This is a genomic window from Fibrobacter sp. UWH9 (assembly GCF_900129715.1).
Lineage (GTDB): Bacteria > Fibrobacterota > Fibrobacteria > Fibrobacterales > Fibrobacteraceae > Fibrobacter.
The window spans coordinates 115,740-132,051 of the sequence record NZ_FQWP01000008.1 but is presented as its reverse complement, the minus strand read 5'-3'; the positions used below and the strand labels follow the sequence as shown (position 1 = coordinate 132,051).

Here is a 16,312-nt window from a genome sequence, read left to right as displayed (position 1 = left end):
TACCCGTTCCCATTCCGAACACGGAAGTCAAGCCTCCTATCGCCGATGGTACCTGGCCTACGGGTCCGGGAGAGTAGGTCGCCGCTGGATTCACGGGCCCCCCGAGGAAAAACCTCGGGGGGCCCTTTCTTGTTTATGTCCATCGCCGTCGCGCCGGGGCGTCGACGTGGGCATCGCCCGCCGTACATGACGGCTTCGGCCCACCGCACCTGCCGTCGCCAGGCGCATGCCATGAGCTGTCGCAGGAGGCTTACCGGGAAAGGCGTACCCTGTCGGCGGCCTTTCCGCCTGTCCCCAGGTTTGCGGGGCCTGCCCGACGAATATCATTCAAAAAAGTGTTTTGAAATTTTGATGCAATTGGGCTTTTAGAGTTCAAAGATGCCTTGAGTTATTCTCAACGTTACTTCTTTTATAACGCTTATTTTTATTCCTATATGGAATAAAGAGTTTATTTTAGCTTGTAAGTGTTTGAGAAAGGAGTGTTGTGTTTTATGAAACACAATTTATTTGTTGTATTGTTGGTTTTATTGAGCGCAGTCGTTTCTAATGCGACTTTGACTATTCACCTTCAGTCCCCTTATCGTGATGATGCTGTAAAGGGTAATGAAAGTGTCTATACTTACCATATTACCGGTGAAGTGACCAGCTGGAATGCTGATTTTGGCAAAACGTCTAACACAAGGATGACCCCGGAAGGTGATCATTGGTATTCCTATACCTGGAATAAGACAGTGGCTGATTATCCTAACGGTGGCGGGTTCAAGATCAATGTTTGCTCCGATACCGCAAGCGCCAGCACGACTTACAACAACAAGTGCGAAATGTGGGACCTTTCCGATGGTATGTCCTTCAAATCCATGTTCAACAATGAAGTTGAAATTTGGCTGTATACCGACGGAACTTCCTATACGGCTTCTTTTGTGGCTCCTGGTTCCAAGATGGTGTGGTTCAAGAGTCCTTGGGGTAACAAGGTCTTGCCGCAGATGATTTTTGGTCAGGACACAATTCTGATGCGTTTTGTCCCGGATGACAAGTCCTCTTGCGGTTGGTTCTATGGAGCCATTTCTCCGGCGGCGATGAAGGCCAATCCGTTGAAGTCTGCTCATTTTGTTCGTAATCGTACGCCTTATATGAGTGTCCCTGCTGCAGGTACGTTGGATCTGTCTGATGCACTGGATGCTTTCGATACGGTTTATGTTGATGGCACTTCTGGTGACTTGACGCCCACCGCTGCGATGGGGACCTTGGGTACCTGCTTTGATTCTACTCGTGTTCTTCATGTTTACCATCCCTGGCGCAATAATTCCACATTCAAGGATAGCTTGCTGTATATTAGCGTCGGCAGCAATATTGTGAATAACCCCACTGCCATGGAAAGGGATTCTTATCCTTTCTGGTTCAGTTATGAGTTTTCTCCTGCCGTGGCAGCGTCTCAGGATTGGAAGTCTACGATGGCTGTGGTCAATTTCTACCGCCGTCAAAATGAATGGCCGCAGGTCACTTTCTTCTCTGAAGCTCAGCGCCCCCTGATTGCGTCTTTGTTCCCCCAGGGCGTGTACGAAGCCTGGATTCATACCCGCTCCAATGGGGCTTATGATGTGCTGTATTCACCCCTTGAACCGAAGGTGGTCCGTTTGATGAGCCCCTGGGACAATATGTCTCCGGCCATGATCGTGGCTGATGATACCGTGAAGATGGGGCCTATTGCTGCAAATGCCTATGATTCGACTCAGAGCGATACTTGTGGCTGGTACCAGGGTACCTATTTCAAGCATACCGATGACTGGTCTGTTCATTTTAAGCAGTCTTTCGGAATGGAGTACTACGCTCTTGAAGGTCTTATGGGTGAGGGTGGCGGAATGGGATCTGCCATTTCCCTGGATTCCATGATGGCCTTGTATGATACGGTTTGGGTTTACCCGTATCCGCTTTCTTCTAGCGCTCCGAAGTTCAGCGAGGTGTTCCCGGGACGTCTGGGGATTTGCCCCACCATGAAGATTTCGGCAATGCTTCTGGACTGGGCTGGTGAATCTTATGATGATGCCATCGATATTGACTTTGGCGGTATTTATGGCGGTAATGCCTATACGACAATTGTGCAGGGGACCAAGGAGTATAAGACTTGCGGTGGCCATGTTCTTGGCATGGTGCAGGAAACCCTCAGCCCCGATGGTTTGCCTCTTCGCGTGGATTCCCTGATTTTCCCCTGGGACCAGTGTTCTGCCGGTCGTGAAATTGACAAGTGGTTCATTCCGGAAGTGGTTGCTGTTGGCCCTGACGGCAAGGAATATACCAACGCCACCTGCCGCGATATTGATTTGAAACTGGATGCGGAAGGCTTCTGGCTGGCTGATGTGACGGAATCTCCTAACGGTTGTAACGATCCTATTAATCCTGGTTTCTATCCGTTAGACGATTTTGAATATCTGGATTCAGCCAAGACGATCAAGAACCCAAAATTTGACTGGGATGTTCAGGGCTGTAAACACAACTACAGCTTCTCCATGAAGATTTCTGCCCAGTTCAAGTATGTAAAGGGTCAGTATTTTGAATTCCGTGGTGATGATGATGTATGGGTCTTTATCAATAACCGTCTGGTGGTGGATATTGGCGGTTGCCATAGCCCCGTGGAAGGTGCAGTTGATCTTGATACTTTGGGCCTGGTTGAAGGTACGGAATATCCGTTCCAGATTTTCTTCTCGGAACGAAACGCAACGGGTTCCAACTTCAAGATGCGTACGTCCATCAATCTGCAGACCCAGAAGACTTACTTCCCGGTGCAGAAGTATAATCCCAATGGTGTCATTGAATATGAACTGAAGCAGTTGCTGATTGATGAGTCCTTGAGCTGCGATGTTTCCAGCGTGACCAAGGTGGACACCGCCTATGCTCAGACAGTGTTTAAGTTGGTGGGCGGAAGGTTGCCTACAGAGGGCATTCTCCTGGAACCTGGCCTGAATTATGGTGGTATCTGGATTAGCGAGAACATGTCGGCATTCACTGTGGATACCACCGCGTTTGTGAATTCCCGCCTCCTGGATCCTGGTACTTATGTGTTGATCTGCTACCTGGCTTCGGATCAGTCACAGTATCAGATGATCACCTTTGTGGTGCCGGAATATCCCTTGCCGGATATCGCCTTCGTAGATGTCTTTACTCCTAGCGATAGCTTGTTGTTGCTGGATCCTGATGGTTTGACTCTTCGTGGTACGGTTCTTGGCGCTGATGGTGGCAAGAACGATACCCTTCTGGCGCATGTGACTTACCCTGATACGGTTCCTCTGAAAATTGTGCTCCTGTTTGGAAGTCGCCCCTGTGGCAATATGGATGAAGGCTCCAGTGTGAACTGCACCGTGAATTTGAATCTTTATACTAATGATCCTATTGGTTTCCTGGGTGTAGACAAGCAGCGCATTACCGAGATTTCTACAGATTCCCTGGGATATGCCCAGTTCTATGTGGTGGGTGATTCTGCCGTTAACGAAGGATCCTTTGTCATATATGGCAATGGCGTGGCCAATGAATTGATCTGGCGTAATATTCACTTCAAGGAACCTCCCGTACCTTTCGTAACCACTGCCCAGATGTTTGATGTTACAGGCGACGGTATTGTGGATAGTCTGGTGATTCCCTTTAGCAAGCCCTTCAAGGATGTGGTTCCTGATACCCTTTCCTGGAATTTTGGCGGAAGCACTTTCTACAATATCAACGGAATGGAAAATGTCTGGCCTCTGGTCCTTCTGGATTCTGTTGTTACTTTGTACAATCCGGAAGGCTTGAAACCCGACGTGTTTACTGGCGTTGCTGATAAAAAGTATGAGGGTACCTTGAGGTATCATTATACCTACATAGATGAAGATTCCGGCGATGAAGTTAAACTGGATATGAACACCTCCATTGAAGACAAGGTGGCTCCGGTTATCTTGAGTGCGGTTATCGAAAATCGATCCAGCGATATGAGCGTTGTGGTTATCAGCATGAGTGAAGGCTCTGATCACGCGGGTCTCAACACCAACGATCTCTTTGAATTCTACAGGGATTCCGCCTATTTCAATGATTCGCTCCTGATAACCGGTGTGGCTTTCAACAAGCAGGAAAATGTTGTTTCTGTATTCTTTAATAGAACTCCTCAAGGGACATTACCTGCCGTTGGTGATTATGTCCGTCTGACTCCCGGAACTCTCAAGGACCGTTCTGGAAACGCAGCCCACTTGAACAACCCCAGGGTTCGTATCGTGGGTGAACAGAGAACTGAACTTGCCGTACCCGGTGTGGTCACGATCAACGGTGAAACTCCCTGGCCTTATGAAGATCCTATTGTTCCCATTTCTGTACCTTCTAACAAGACTATCAAGGAGATTACGGATAGCCTAGGTTTGCCTGGTTTGTTGCTGGGATTCAACATTGGTGAATTGGCAACTACCATGATCATGAATTTGCCTTCTGGTGCAAACCGTGATTCTGCACTGGCTCTGGTTAGGATTGTCTGGGATGGTTATTACTTCTCCCATATCGGAAATTTTGTGAATGAAGCTCATGGAATAATTGCATGTAATGACAGAACTGTCTTCTACAATGCCGAAAATCCGGAAAAGTCCAACTGTTACGATAATCCTGGCAACATCTTCTTTGAATGGAATGCCCGTAGCGAAAATGGACGCCTGGTAGGAACTGGTGCCTATATTACAAAGACCAAGGTGCGAATTTATTCAGGCAATGAGAAGGCCGGCGATACCGAGGATACATATACACTTGGTATTAAGCGTTCTAAATAAAAGTCTAACCTATAAAAGCGCGGAGTTCAGCTCCGCGCTTTTAATTTATTGAAATTCGTACAGGGTCCGTCTATAAAAGCGGCCTGTTAGTCGAGGGGATACTTGTCCTTGGCGGCATCCAGTTCGGCGCTCTTGAGTTCGTATTGGCTGTAGAGATCGTCGATCTTTTTCTTGACGTCGTCCATGTCCTTGGCGATGGCTGTAATGGCGGCACCGTCACCGGACTCGGAGGCGGCAACAAGCTTTGCTTCTAGTTCGCCTGAAAGTTCCTCGGCCTTGGCAATATCGTCTTCAATTTTGGCGATGGCTTTTTCTAGAGGCTTGATGACCTTGGAGCGTTCGGCGATGTAGTCGGCACGGGCCTTGCGGTCCATCTTTGCAGAAGGAACGTCGGACTTGGCTTGAACTGCATCCTTGGTGACATCGATGTTGGAAAGTTTTGCGTTTTCGCCATCCATTCCACCGGGCTTCTTTTCGGCGGCCCAACCTACCTTTTCAAGGAAGTCGGCGTAGGAACCTTCGAAGATTCGGCACTGGCCGCCATCGAAAACAACCAGACGGTTGGCGAAGGCGTGGAGCAATTCTTCGTCATGGGTTACCACCATGGCGGAACCTTCATAGTCTTCCAGGGCGTCGATAAGGCTTTCGATGGATTCCATGTCCAGATGGTTGGTGGGTTCGTCAAGAAGCAACAGGTTGCATTCCTCGGCGAGAATCTTGCCCAACAGCACGCGGCTGCGTTCACCACCGGAAAGGACCTTGATCTTTTTCAGGGCGTTGTCGCCGCTGAACATCATGAGGCCTGCGAGACCGCGGGCACGACTCTTCTGGGAAACTTCCTTGATGGCGGTGGCGATTTCTTCTTCCACCGTGTTGTCCAGATTCAGGCGGTTGATGTTTGTCTGGCCGAAGTAGTTAATCTGCAGGTTGGGATTGTGGCAGATTTCGCCAGAGGTAGGCTGCAGTTCCTTTGCGATCAGGTTCAGCAGGGTGGTTTTACCGCGACCGTTGGGGCCAATGATGGCAATGCGGTCGCCCTTGAAAACTTCGAATTCCAGGTCGGTTATGAGTTCGGGACCTTCACCGTATTTAAAGTGGAGGCTGTGAACCTGGAGCATACGCTTGCCGGGGAAGGGTGCCTCGGTAAAGCTGAAATCCAGATTGCGTTCGTGGGTCAGGCGCTCACCAGTGGCAAGCTTTGCGGCGGCCTTGATCTTGGACTGCACCATGGCAGCCTTGGCGGCCTTGTAACGGAAGCGTTCGATGAGCTGATCTAGCTGGGCCTTTTTCTTGGCCTCGTTTTCCTGGGTGCGCATGGCCACTTCTTCTTCTTCGGCGATGGTTTCGCGAAGCTTTTCTACAGTGCCCTTGACCTTGCGAATCTTGTGACGGTGAATGCCGATGGTGTGGGTGCAGACTTCATCCATGAAATGATGGTCATGGGTAATGAGCAACACTTCGCCCTTCCAGTTTCTGAGGAAGCGACTGAGCCAACGCATAGACACAATGTCCAGATAGTTGGTAGGTTCGTCAAGCAGAAGCATGTCGGGTTCGGAGGCCAGCACCTTTGCCAAGTTCAGACGGATCTGGAAACCGCCGGAAAGAAGCATTGGGTCCTTCTGCATGGATTCTTCATCGAAACCCAGACCGAAGAGAATTGCTTCCACCTTGTGTTCTTCAATCCAGCCGTCTTCATTGGGCTTCAGCACGCTGCAGGCTTCTTCATGAACCGTGGGCTTGGTAAAGTTGATGTGCTGCTGCAGATAGCCCAGCGTATACTTTTTAGGAATGTCGATGACGCCACCGTCCAGGCATTCCTGGCCAAGAATCATCTTGAAAAGGGTTGACTTACCGCAACCGTTTCTACCTACGAGACCGACGCGTTCGCGGGGGCCTACCAAAAAGCTTGCCTGGTCCAGAAGGACCTGCATGCCAAAAGACTTTGTAACGTTCTGTACTTGAATCACGAAGGCACAAGATAGAAAAATGCACCTAGCCCTTGTTCACCTTAATCCAAAGGCTTTAACCCATTTTCGTGATAGAACTGGATGTCTGCCATGACCTGGTCCACCCAACTTTTGATGAGGGGTGATTTTGTCCATTGGGCGTCGGTGTAGTTCATTCCCTGTTCTGGGTAAAAAGTGGCGATTGTATTTTCGAGACTAAGAACCTGTAGCTGTTTGCCCAACCTTTTGGCTCCCTCGAAAATCTGATTCAGTCCATCTATTTCGGGATCCTTTTTTTCAGTCGGATCATTGGCGTGGATAATGTGATCCTGTGCCTTATGGCCGCCCATGGCTAAAAGACCGTGGGTATCCTTGGGTCCCCTGAAGTTAAAGTCAAAGTTGGAAACGTGCCTGATCAAAGACATAAGAAGGGCGGGGTCAACCTGGTTTTCCTTGGCGGCTTCCATAACGGGGAGGGCTATAAGCTGTTCCTTGTTCCAGGGCGTGCCTTCATAGGATATCTGCAAGGTGTGGGTTGTAGACTCGTCGCTAAGTATGGCGACCTTGTAGCGGTTTCCCAGTTTCTTTTGCAGGAACTTTTTTAGCTTGAAACCTCGATTCTTGAATTGCTTATATCCGCGAAGTTCAATTTGCAAGGTGTCGTCAAGTCGAACAAGAACTGGCTTTGTGGGCTTATCGACCACGTCTGCGTAGGTGTTTAGAATTAGCGGCAGAATATAGGACAACTCTGATTTTGGACGGCTCAGGTCGCAGGAAGAATCCAAGGTCAGATTTTCTGTAGAGGCAATCTTGTGGACCGCCTTTGCGGAGTATTCCATGAATACGGAATGGTCGTCGGTGGACTGGATTTCGGGAACCGGATGTACCTTGTAGGCGATGATGATTGCCGCTATGATGACTGTGGTGCAGATGATTACCCGCCTAAGGAGCTTTGCCCGGATCAATACCTTAAGCCAACTCCTGACTTTGGGGCTTTTCAGGAGGTAGGTGGCCAAAAAGGCAATGATGGCTGTCCACAGAACGATAAAGATCACCTTGTAAATATAGAGAAAAAGAAATTCTATCTTTAGGGTATGCTGAATCCGTTGAAGAATATCGTGGTCATTGGAGACCGTATTTTAATCAAGCCCCTTGAATCTGCCAACAAGACCGGAAGTGGCCTTTACCTGCCGCCCAGTGTCAAGGAACATGATGCGGTGCATACGGGATTGGTGGTGAAGGTTGGCCCGGGGTACCCGATTCCTGCCAGCCAGGATCCTGATGCCGTATTCCGCGGAGAATCCAGTGATAACGTGAATTACGTACCCCTCCAGGTGAAAGAAGGTGACGAGGCCCTGTACCTCCATGCCAGCGGTACGGAACTAGAAGTGAACGGCGAACGTTATGTAATCGTTTCCCAGAATGCGGTGATGCTGGTGGTACGCCCTGTCGTTCCTGACGACGTCTCGTCTATCGTATAAAAAACGCGGCTCTAAGGCCGCGCTCCGTAAGTAAACCATTCGACAATGTTGTTGGCCCTAGGTGGCCGAAGTCTTGCCTAGGCTCTTGAAAAGTTCCAGGGTTTCCTTTAGCGTGTTGGCTGTAACGTTGTTTGCCTCGAAGATGGAACGGACTTCGCCCTGGATGGAATCAAACAGCTGCTTGTTGCAGAAAAGATTTTCTCGCAGGGCCTTGTTGGCCTGGTAAAGGTCCCTAAGAGCGAACAAATACTTTGTCTGCTTTTCGGTCTGGGCGACCGCTTCCTTCTTGTACTCTTCCAGTTTGACCTTCTTTTCGGCGGCAACTTGGGGGTCGTTTTCCTTGAGGATGTAGCTGGGCAGCGTGGCGAAGTCTTCGAACTTTGCGGTTGCCGAAAGGTTTCGTGACATGGAACTGCGGAGACCCACGTTCTTCACGGAGGAGTCGATGGAAATGGTGCAACTGGAAGTTCCATGGTAGTTGCAGCGGACGCGAGTTTCTACCTGTTTAAGTTCGTTAAACGGATTGAAATCCTCGTCGGATTCTACATAACGTAACGGAACGTACAAAGGGGTAGGTTCGCCGGCAATGGTAATGCGGTACGAAAGGCAAGGCTCGTTGTTGAACATCTTTGTTTCGTACAGGTTGTTGCTGCTGTGGAGCAAGGTCTTCACCTTGCTGTGCAGAGTCTTGGCGTCGTAAGGCTCATGAAGCATTTCGGGAATTTCGCTCATCATGACAGATTTTACGATACCGGGGAAATTTTCGGTAATGGTGCTGTTGGACGTTGCCTTGCCCCAGATCGGCATGCCCAGGAACAGAATGTCGGTAATGACGGTCTGCTTGCGTCCGTTAAAGAATGCGATGGCTCTGGCGATGTTGGCTAGGGCGAGCCACTTGCGGATCGGAACGTAGATGTCGCTCTGGTCGCAAAGTTCTGCCAGGTGGCTAATGACGCGCAATGTTTCGTGGCTCAGTTCTACCTTCTTGATTTCTTCGCACCACTGTTTGCGCTCTTCCTTGGAAACGGTCAATGCTTCAGGAATGGATACGTTCTCGAGACGGTCCAGGTTCTGTAGCAAATCGCAGAGGGCTGCCGGAGAAAGACTGTCGGGCAAAGAAATGGTCAGGGTTATCTGGTCCGCAATTTCGGCGCGGTTCAGCACGCTCTCGGGACGCTGGTCGCTGGAAATTGTCAGTGCGGCGCCCTTGCGGTTATGCAGGGCAATCTGGATGTTTTCCTTGGCCACGTCGTCGGCGGGATTGAAATCCTGGAAGGCGATAAAGTCGTACTTTCCCAGATTCTCGGGTAACTGCTGTGTATGGCGGTTAATCTTGAGGTGGTTGGATGCCTTGAATGTCTGGGCTAGACGATCGGTAAGCATGGTCTTTCCGGAACCGGCGCGGCCATAGATAAAGAAGGGTTCGCTAGTCACCGTAGCGAGAAATCCAAGCTGGATGCAGGTCTCCCTTTCGGGAATGCCGTTGTTCAGTGCCTGCAATAATTCCGAAATACGTTGAGTCAGTGTCATATTATCCTTCCTAGTGGTAAAAATATAACAACTGAAAAAACTCCTTTACACTGAAAAAGGGAAACAAACCTCTTTTTGAAAAAAATGCAGTTTGTCTGGGACTACGATCCCGCGAGCAACAGGTCTATATGGTGGATTGCAGAAAGGGAAACGCTAACTTTTTGGTAAACGGTAAAGACGTTGGGATGGTTCCGCATTTTTTCGTCGAGTTTACAAGCGTCTTTCTGCGTGATGATGATTGCGTCTCCGGGGAACTGCTCAAGAAGTGCTGCCAATTTTTTAGGGAAGCTGCGGTCATGATCTTTCAGGAGGCGGTTGTCCGCCGTAGGAATCCCGAAGGAATCCAGGTCCTTTAAAAAACGTTTTGGGGAACCGATTCCGCACACGGCTCTTGCCCGATGAAAACGCCCCAGGGATTGAGGAAGCGATTCGCCTTGAGCATTTGCGATGCGGTCTATGTGAAATTCAATGTGGTCTTCGCAAGAGAGGTTCAGTGTGCTTTCGCCTTGAGGGTGGTCCTCGGGAAGGCTTCGGCAGGGGCCTGCGGGCCATAGCTGCCCGATGCCGCCACCTTCAGAGGGAAGGTCTTCCTTCCACCGTAAGATAATGTTGACTGCCCCCGTAAGTCGGCTGTCTTCAAAGCCGTCGTCGCAGATGATGTATGCGGGCGGAGTCTTCCGCTGTAAAAGCTGCAGGACTGTGCGATGGCGGTTTCCTGTCCCGATGACCTCTATAAAATTAGACGTACCGGTCTGCTTACCCCCATCCCCTAGGGATTCAATTTCTTCGCGGAGCATCTGGATTTCGTCGTAGGCGTAGGAATGGCAGAGGATGGCGACGCCCTTGGTGTGGGGCCCGTTTTGTGGCTGTGACAATCGCTTGGCCAGCCAGAGGCAGAAGGGGGTCTTGCCGGCGCCGCCGGTGCGGTAACTGCCCACCACGATCAGCTTCGTGGAGCCCAGTTTTTTTGGGAGGGTGAGGTCGGGGCGCAGGGCAACTTTATGGTGTAGCAAATACGCCGCCCTATAACAGGCGGCGGCTATCTTAAGAAGGTTCCGTCGAACTGATTTCATTTTTCAGATTGACCTAAAAGCACCACATGTGCGCCCTACTGTCTACTTCCTACTACCTATACCCTACAGACAGTGTCTCTTTTGCTGCAGGAACAGGTCGGCCAGGACCAGGGCGGCCATGCTTTCGACAATCACCGGAGCGCGGACTGCCACGCAGGGGTCGTGACGGCCTTTGGCCAGAAGCTGACCGTTTTCGCCACCGCGGCCGGCCGTGTTCTGGTTCTGGCTGATGGTGGCGGTGGGCTTGAAGGCCACCTTGCAGTAAATGGGCTCGCCGTTGCTGATGCCACCCAGGGAACCGCCTGCGTTGTTGGTCTTGGTGTGGTAGTTGTGGCCGTCGAAGAACAGTTCGTCGTTGTGTTCGCTGCCGTGCATGCGGGCGGCGGCAAAACCGCTACCGATCTCGAAACCCTTGCTGGCGGGAATGGAGAGCATGGCCTGGGCCAGCAGGGCATCCAGGCGGTCGAAAACCGGTTCGCCCAGGGCGACCGGCGGATTCTTGACCAGCAGGCAGACGGTTCCGCCTACGCTGTCGCACTTGGTGCGGGCGTCCATGACCACTTCTTCCATCTTGGCGCTGGCGGCGGGATCCGGGCAGCGGACGGGAGAGGCTTCGATCTGTTCCAGGGTCAGGGTGTTCAGGTCCAGGGGGCCGCAGTCCACTTCGCCGATGGAGTTGACCCAGGCGATGATTTCGGTTCCTGCCACCTGCTTCAAGAGCTTCTTGGCTACGGCGCCAGCGGCAACACGGCCGATGGTTTCGCGGGCGGAACTGCGTCCACCGCCGCGGTAGTCTCTAAAACCGTACTTCAGGTCGTAGCACAGGTCGGCGTGGCCCGGACGGTACCACTTCTGGATTTCGGCGTAGTCGTGGCTGCGCTGGTCTTCGTTAAAGACAGCGAAGGAAATGGGTGTACCCGTTGTTTTTCCTTCAAAAACGCCAGAAAGGATGCGAACCTGGTCCTTTTCGTCGCGGGGGGTGGTCATCTTGTTCTGACCGGGGCGACGGCGGTTCAGTTCGGCCTGGATGTCGGATTCGTCGAGGGGGAGTCCTGCAGGGCAACCGTCAAGGACGGAGCCTACGCCTGCGCCATGGGATTCACCCCAGGTCGTAACGGAAAAAATCTTACCAAATGTGCTAGACATGCTCAAAATATAGCTAAAACACGTTTTTACACAAAAAAAATTGTCAATGGGGGTGCAATCTAACAAAAGTTTACTATCTTTTACATTGGTTTTTAGGAGACCGCCGTGCAACGTATCGTATATTTCATTGTGATATTGACAACACTTCTGCCTACAGGAGTGTTTGCTCAGCATGGTAACGATTTCGCCGGCATCCCCTTTGGATCTTCCCGTGAAGAAGTCATTGAAGAAGTGATGAAGATGGGTTATGAACCTTTTGGTCAGCGTGCTGCAGGTGATCATATCGTTATCCCCGTCTACAACTTCGGCGAACTTCCGGTGCAGGTCGACTTCATTTTCAATAAGAACGACAAGTTCTATTCCTTTGAAATTCGGACTGGTCGTGTTGAACGTGCCCGGCTGAGTAAGTCCTTCGAGGCTGCAGGTTACATGTCTGACCAGTTCACCTTGAAGTATGGCAAGTCCAGTGGCGCTCCCACCATCGATGAAACTTCTACCCTCAAGGAAAACTACCGCAACATGTTCCAGCAGTGGTTCTCCGTGAAGACTCTCGATGTAGACGTTTCCATTATTCAGAAGGACGGGCGCTACTTTGTTCTCGGTACCGTTGTCCATCGTAAGCTTGCCACCGAAAAGAAGGCTCGTGGCGAAACGAAGACTGAAAAGACGACTATCGAACGTCCGGTGTTCTAATAAGCAAGAATTCGAACCGCTGATTTTTGAAGAAGCTCCGCAAAGATGCGGGGCTCTTTTTTTTGTATATGTAAATCAACTGCTAGACGGATGGAATCCTTTTGGGGAGTTCTGTTTCGGGCTGGCAGTTGATTCTTGTAATAATTAAAAAAAAGTACATCAAAGGTCTTGGCAACTAATTGTAATTGATTTAAATTTGTAATGATTACAAAAAATGGTGGTGCAGAAAGGTTTGCAACGGATCTTCCGGATGGTGAATCTAATATGCAGAACCCAATTAACCCGCGCGATGGTTTTATGGCAATAGGCATTGCGCACATCCCGGCAAGGGCCGAAGGAGAATCATATGAAGGTTTGGAAGTGCAAGGTTTGCGGATACATCCACATGGGTGAAGAAGCTCCGGAAGTATGCCCCCTCTGCAAGGCTAAGAAGACCGCTTTCGTTTGCGAAGGCGAATCTGCAGCAACTGCCGCCTCTAACGGCGCAAAGGTCGTAAAGACTGTTTTCGCTGACGAACACAAGGTGGGTATCGCCCAGGGTCTGGATCCCGAAGTGGTGCAGGGTCTTCGCGAAAACTTTAACGGTGAATGCTGCGAAGTGGGTATGTACCTTGCCATGAGCCGTCAGGCTGATCGCGAAGGCTACCCCGAAGTGGCTGAAGCCTACAAGCGCATCGCTTTCGAAGAAGCCGAACACGCCGCAAAGTTTGCTGAACTCCTTGGTGAAGTGGTTCACGCCGACACCAAGATGAACCTCCAGCTCCGCGTTGCTGCAGAAGCCGGCGCAACCGAAGGCAAGCTGGCTCTCGCCAAGCGCGCCAAGGAACTGAACTACGACGCTATTCACGACACCGTCCACGAAATGTGCAAGGACGAAGCACGTCACGGTGGCGCTTTCGAAGGTCTCCTGAACCGTTATTTCAGCAAGTAACTAGGGTCGCGGCGGATGCCGCAATGACTTTAGCGTGAGGATTTATGAAGCAGACTGCAGATATTCTGACTAGCAAAGGCATTCGCCCCTCTGTGCAGCGGGTGACTGTGCTTCATTACCTGCGGGGCGTAAAGACTCACCCTACAGTTGATACCATCTATCAGGACTTGTTGCCTGAAAACCCTTCGCTGTCCCGCACTACGGTGTACAATACGCTGCAGTTGCTTAGCGATAATGGGCTGGTGCTTACTCTTGACTTTGGCGAGGGCTACCTGCGTTACGACGCCGACTGCAGCCCCCATTGCCATTTCAAGTGCAAGTGCTGCGGCAATGTCTTTGACCTGATGTCGCCTCCGCCGGACTGTTCGACCATGCTGCCCCAGGGCTTTAACCTGAGTGCGGTGCAGTTGAGCCTGTTCGGTACCTGCCCGAAGTGTTCAGGGCACTAGGCCATGCGCGGTATCAAGTGAACTTGTTCTCTATAAGTAAAGAAGGCCCCGGTTCCTACCGGGGTCTTTCTTTTTTTAAAGGTATGCGGGACAGGCCTGCTAACCTATATATAATTAAGCCTTGAACTTGTCCAGGGCTTCGTTGGAGCCGATGACCAGGAGCACGTCGTTTTCCTTGAGGGGGTAGTCGGCGATGTTACCGATCTTGGGAGTGGGTTCCAGGGGGTCGCGGATGGCAATCACCTGGATGCCGTACTTGTGGGTGAGGCTCAAGTCCTTGAGGGTCTTACCCCAGAAGGATTCGGGGCAGGCGATTTCCACGATGGAGAAACCTTCCATGAAGGGCAGGTAGTCCAGCATGTTGGGGCGGTTGAGACGTTCGGCCAGGGAAATGGCCATGTCGCGTTCCGGGTGGAAAATGTCGGCGACGCCCAGCTTTTCGAGAATGGTGGTGTGGGCGGGGCTACTGGACTTGGCGATAATGTGCTTGACGCCCAGTTCGCGGAGGTTCAGGACGGTGAGGAGGGAGGCCTGGAGGTCTTCGCCGATACAGCAGATGACGCTGTCCACCTTGGCGAGGGGCAGGGACTGGAGCTGCTTTTTGCGGGTGCCGTCGGCAACAACTGCCTGGGCCACCTGGTTAGAGATGTCCTGGATCTTTTCGGGGCTGGGGTCCACAACCATCACATCGTGACCGAGTGCAGTCAGGTGACGGGCCAGGAAATAGCCGGTGTTACCCAGGCCGATAACTACAAATTGTTTAGAAGCCATGTGGGCAAAAATAGCAAATAGAGGAAAGGTTAAAGCGTAAAGGTGACGTTTAAAGGTGCATCCAGTCTCTTTATCCTTTAACCTTTAGGCTTTCCGCTGATTAGCCGACCATAATGTCTTCTTCGGCGTACCACATGCCGTCTTCCTGCTTCTTCGCCACGGCGGAAATCAGGAACAGGGGGCCCATGCGGCCTACGAACATGACCGTGCAGACCACGATCTTGCCGGGGATGGACAGGTCGGGGGTGAGTCCCATGGAAAGTCCGCAGGTGCTGTAGGCGCTGACCACTTCGAAGAATACCTTCAGGAAGGAGCCTTGGGCGTTGGAGGTGCCGGCGGCTTCGGTTTCCAGGAGGACCAGGGTGGCGACTACGATAACTACGATGGCCACGACGAAGATTCGGACGGCCTTATCGACGGTGGTTTCGGGAATGGTGCGGCCCAGAATCTGGGTCTTTTTGCGGCCCAGCAGTCGGTTGAAGCCCAGGAGGGCGATCACGGCCGTGGTGGTGGTCTTGATACCGCCGCCGCAGCTACCGGGGTTTGCGCCGATCAGCATGATAATCACGAAGAAGAACAGGGAGCCGACGCTGAGGCTTGGGACGTCGATGGAGTTGAGACCTGCGGTTCGGCTGGTAAAGGCCATGAAGATGCTGGTTTCAAGTTTCTGCCCGAAACTCAGGTCCGAGAAGACGTTGCCCCATTCGCTGAAGATAAAGAAGGCGATACTGACGGTAACGATAATGAGGGTAAAGCTGATGGCGATACGGCTATGGAGCGAGATTTTTCGAAAGGCTCGCTTCTTGAAGTCGTACATGTACTGGATTTCGGTAATGGCCAGGAAGCCGAAACCGCCGGCCAGGGCCAGGATGCAGGTGGTGATGTTCACGATGGGATTCAGCTGGAAACGGACCAGGGAATCGGGGAACAGGGTGAAGCCTACGTTACAGAAGGAACTGATGGCCTGGAAGATGCTTCCGAAAATGCGGTCGTAGAGGCTGTACTGCACCAGGGCTTCTTCGGTAAACTGGGTGAAGTAGAAGATGGCGCCGATGCCTTCCAGGATGAAGGTAAAGGGGAGGACTGCCTTCAGGATCTTCTGGGCGTCCACGTTACCTTCCTGGGTGTAGTTGGCCAGTAGGGCGGACTGGTGGTTGAATCCCGGATGCATACCTGCCAGGAGGATGATCACCGTAGAAATTGTCATGATTCCGAGACCGCCTGCTTGCATGAGGAGGACCAGGATCCAGTTGCCGATGGGGCTGAAGCTTGCGCTGATATCAATAGTAGAAAGCCCGGTGACGCAAACGGCGGAGGTTGCCGTAAAGAAGGCGTCCAGAACGCCGATGGGTTCGCGCTGGGCGAAGGGCATGGAGAGAAGGAAGGCCCCCAAGGTAATGAGGGAGAGGTAACCCGACACGATCATCAAGATGGGGTTTCCGTTTTTCTTCTTCTTTTCAAAGGCCTTTTCGAGATAGTCGAAGGCTTGGTACCTAGAATGTAACATGGGGACAAAG

General features: G+C 51.5%; 13 protein-coding genes and 1 rRNA gene. 6 read left to right on the top strand and 8 right to left on the bottom strand.

Translation table 11 applies throughout. The features are described 5' to 3' along the window. Nucleotides 1-90 (top strand): 5S ribosomal RNA (rrf, locus tag BUB94_RS08935); the annotation flags it as partial. A 401-nt stretch (nt 91-491) separates the two neighbouring features. Next, nucleotides 492-4,775 carry a fibro-slime domain-containing protein gene (locus BUB94_RS08925; protein WP_073236114.1) on the top strand — a complete coding sequence of 1,428 codons (4,284 nt, stop codon included), beginning with the start codon at nt 492-494 and terminating at the stop codon, nt 4,773-4,775. Between the two features lie 86 nt (nt 4,776-4,861). Here the strand turns inward: BUB94_RS08925 and BUB94_RS08920 are convergent, their stop codons facing one another. Together BUB94_RS08920 and BUB94_RS08915 are read right to left on the bottom strand one after the other, a co-directional pair. Further along, nucleotides 4,862-6,742: an ABC-F family ATP-binding cassette domain-containing protein gene (locus BUB94_RS08920; RefSeq protein WP_073236111.1), complete on the bottom strand. Its 1,881-nt coding sequence runs from the start codon at nt 6,740-6,742 to the stop codon at nt 4,862-4,864. Nucleotides 6,743-6,783: 41 nt separating this feature from the next. Further along, nucleotides 6,784-7,776: a lysozyme family protein gene (locus tag BUB94_RS08915; protein WP_073236109.1), complete on the bottom strand. Its 993-nt coding sequence runs from the start codon at nt 7,774-7,776 to the stop codon at nt 6,784-6,786. Nucleotides 7,777-7,815: 39 nt separating this feature from the next. Here BUB94_RS08915 and BUB94_RS08910 point away from each other — a divergent pair, with 39 nt between their 5' ends. Beyond that, nucleotides 7,816-8,202 carry a co-chaperone GroES gene (locus tag BUB94_RS08910; protein WP_073161536.1) on the top strand — a complete coding sequence of 129 codons (387 nt, stop codon included), beginning with the start codon at nt 7,816-7,818 and terminating at the stop codon, nt 8,200-8,202. Between the two features lie 57 nt (nt 8,203-8,259). Here the strand turns inward: BUB94_RS08910 and BUB94_RS08905 are convergent, their stop codons facing one another. The 3 genes from BUB94_RS08905 to aroC all read right to left on the bottom strand — a co-directional run bounded on the left by BUB94_RS08905 (nt 8,260) and on the right by aroC (nt 11,951). After that, on the bottom strand, nt 8,260-9,732 hold the full coding sequence (locus tag BUB94_RS08905) for a hypothetical protein (protein ID WP_073236107.1): 1,473 nt from the start codon (nt 9,730-9,732) through the stop codon (nt 8,260-8,262). Between the two features lie 101 nt (nt 9,733-9,833). Continuing rightward, entirely contained in the window at nt 9,834-10,805 is a 972-nt protein-coding gene (locus BUB94_RS08900) for a tetraacyldisaccharide 4'-kinase (protein WP_073236105.1), read from the bottom strand. Between the two features lie 63 nt (nt 10,806-10,868). Then, complete coding sequence (gene aroC / locus BUB94_RS08895; protein ID WP_073236102.1) at nt 10,869-11,951, bottom strand: chorismate synthase; 1,083 nt, start codon at nt 11,949-11,951, stop codon at nt 10,869-10,871. A gap of 105 nt (nt 11,952-12,056) precedes the next feature. Here aroC and BUB94_RS08890 point away from each other — a divergent pair, with 105 nt between their 5' ends. Further along, complete coding sequence (locus BUB94_RS08890) at nt 12,057-12,644, top strand: hypothetical protein (protein ID WP_073236099.1); 588 nt, start codon at nt 12,057-12,059, stop codon at nt 12,642-12,644. Here BUB94_RS08890 and BUB94_RS08885 read toward each other — a convergent pair. Further along, nucleotides 12,641-12,955: a hypothetical protein gene (locus BUB94_RS08885; protein ID WP_139260176.1), complete on the bottom strand. Its 315-nt coding sequence runs from the start codon at nt 12,953-12,955 to the stop codon at nt 12,641-12,643. The two genes, BUB94_RS08890 and BUB94_RS08885, sit on opposite strands and share 4 nt — an antisense overlap. Before the next feature lie 35 nt (nt 12,956-12,990). Between BUB94_RS08885 and BUB94_RS08880 the strand changes: the two genes are divergently transcribed. Both BUB94_RS08880 and BUB94_RS08875 read left to right on the top strand, forming a co-directional pair. Next, complete coding sequence (locus BUB94_RS08880) at nt 12,991-13,575, top strand: NADH peroxidase (RefSeq protein WP_073161541.1); 585 nt, start codon at nt 12,991-12,993, stop codon at nt 13,573-13,575. 44 nt (nt 13,576-13,619) lie between these two features. Continuing rightward, complete coding sequence (locus BUB94_RS08875) at nt 13,620-14,024, top strand: Fur family transcriptional regulator (protein WP_073161542.1); 405 nt, start codon at nt 13,620-13,622, stop codon at nt 14,022-14,024. A gap of 114 nt (nt 14,025-14,138) precedes the next feature. Here BUB94_RS08875 and BUB94_RS08870 read toward each other — a convergent pair whose 3' ends face one another. Both BUB94_RS08870 and BUB94_RS08865 read right to left on the bottom strand, forming a co-directional pair. Beyond that, nucleotides 14,139-14,795 (bottom strand): potassium channel family protein, encoded by a 657-nt coding sequence (locus BUB94_RS08870; protein ID WP_073161543.1) that lies wholly within the window; start codon nt 14,793-14,795, stop codon nt 14,139-14,141. Nucleotides 14,796-14,895: 100 nt separating this feature from the next. Beyond that, the gene (locus BUB94_RS08865) at nt 14,896-16,302 is read right to left on the bottom strand and encodes a TrkH family potassium uptake protein (RefSeq protein ID WP_073161544.1); all 1,407 of its coding nucleotides are present in this window, start codon (nt 16,300-16,302) and stop codon (nt 14,896-14,898) included. Nucleotides 16,303-16,312: the final 10 nt, after the last annotated feature.

Bases quoted from the DNA above. Each gene is read 5' to 3' on its own strand.
- BUB94_RS08925 (WP_073236114.1), top strand. From the start codon at position 492: ATGAAACACAATTTATTTGTTGTATTGTTGGTTTTATTGAGCGCAGTC.
- BUB94_RS08910 (WP_073161536.1), top strand. From the start codon at position 7,816: ATGCTGAATCCGTTGAAGAATATCGTGGTCATTGGAGACCGTATTTTA.
- BUB94_RS08905 (WP_073236107.1), bottom strand. From the start codon at position 9,732: ATGACACTGACTCAACGTATTTCGGAATTATTGCAGGCACTGAACAAC.
- BUB94_RS08900 (WP_073236105.1), bottom strand. From the start codon at position 10,805: ATGAAATCAGTTCGACGGAACCTTCTTAAGATAGCCGCCGCCTGTTAT.
- aroC (WP_073236102.1), bottom strand. From the start codon at position 11,951: ATGTCTAGCACATTTGGTAAGATTTTTTCCGTTACGACCTGGGGTGAA.
- BUB94_RS08885 (WP_139260176.1), bottom strand. From the start codon at position 12,955: ATGCCTATTGCCATAAAACCATCGCGCGGGTTAATTGGGTTCTGCATA.
- BUB94_RS08880 (WP_073161541.1), top strand. From the start codon at position 12,991: ATGAAGGTTTGGAAGTGCAAGGTTTGCGGATACATCCACATGGGTGAA.
- BUB94_RS08875 (WP_073161542.1), top strand. From the start codon at position 13,620: ATGAAGCAGACTGCAGATATTCTGACTAGCAAAGGCATTCGCCCCTCT.
- BUB94_RS08870 (WP_073161543.1), bottom strand. From the start codon at position 14,795: ATGGCTTCTAAACAATTTGTAGTTATCGGCCTGGGTAACACCGGCTAT.
- BUB94_RS08865 (WP_073161544.1), bottom strand. From the start codon at position 16,302: ATGTTACATTCTAGGTACCAAGCCTTCGACTATCTCGAAAAGGCCTTT.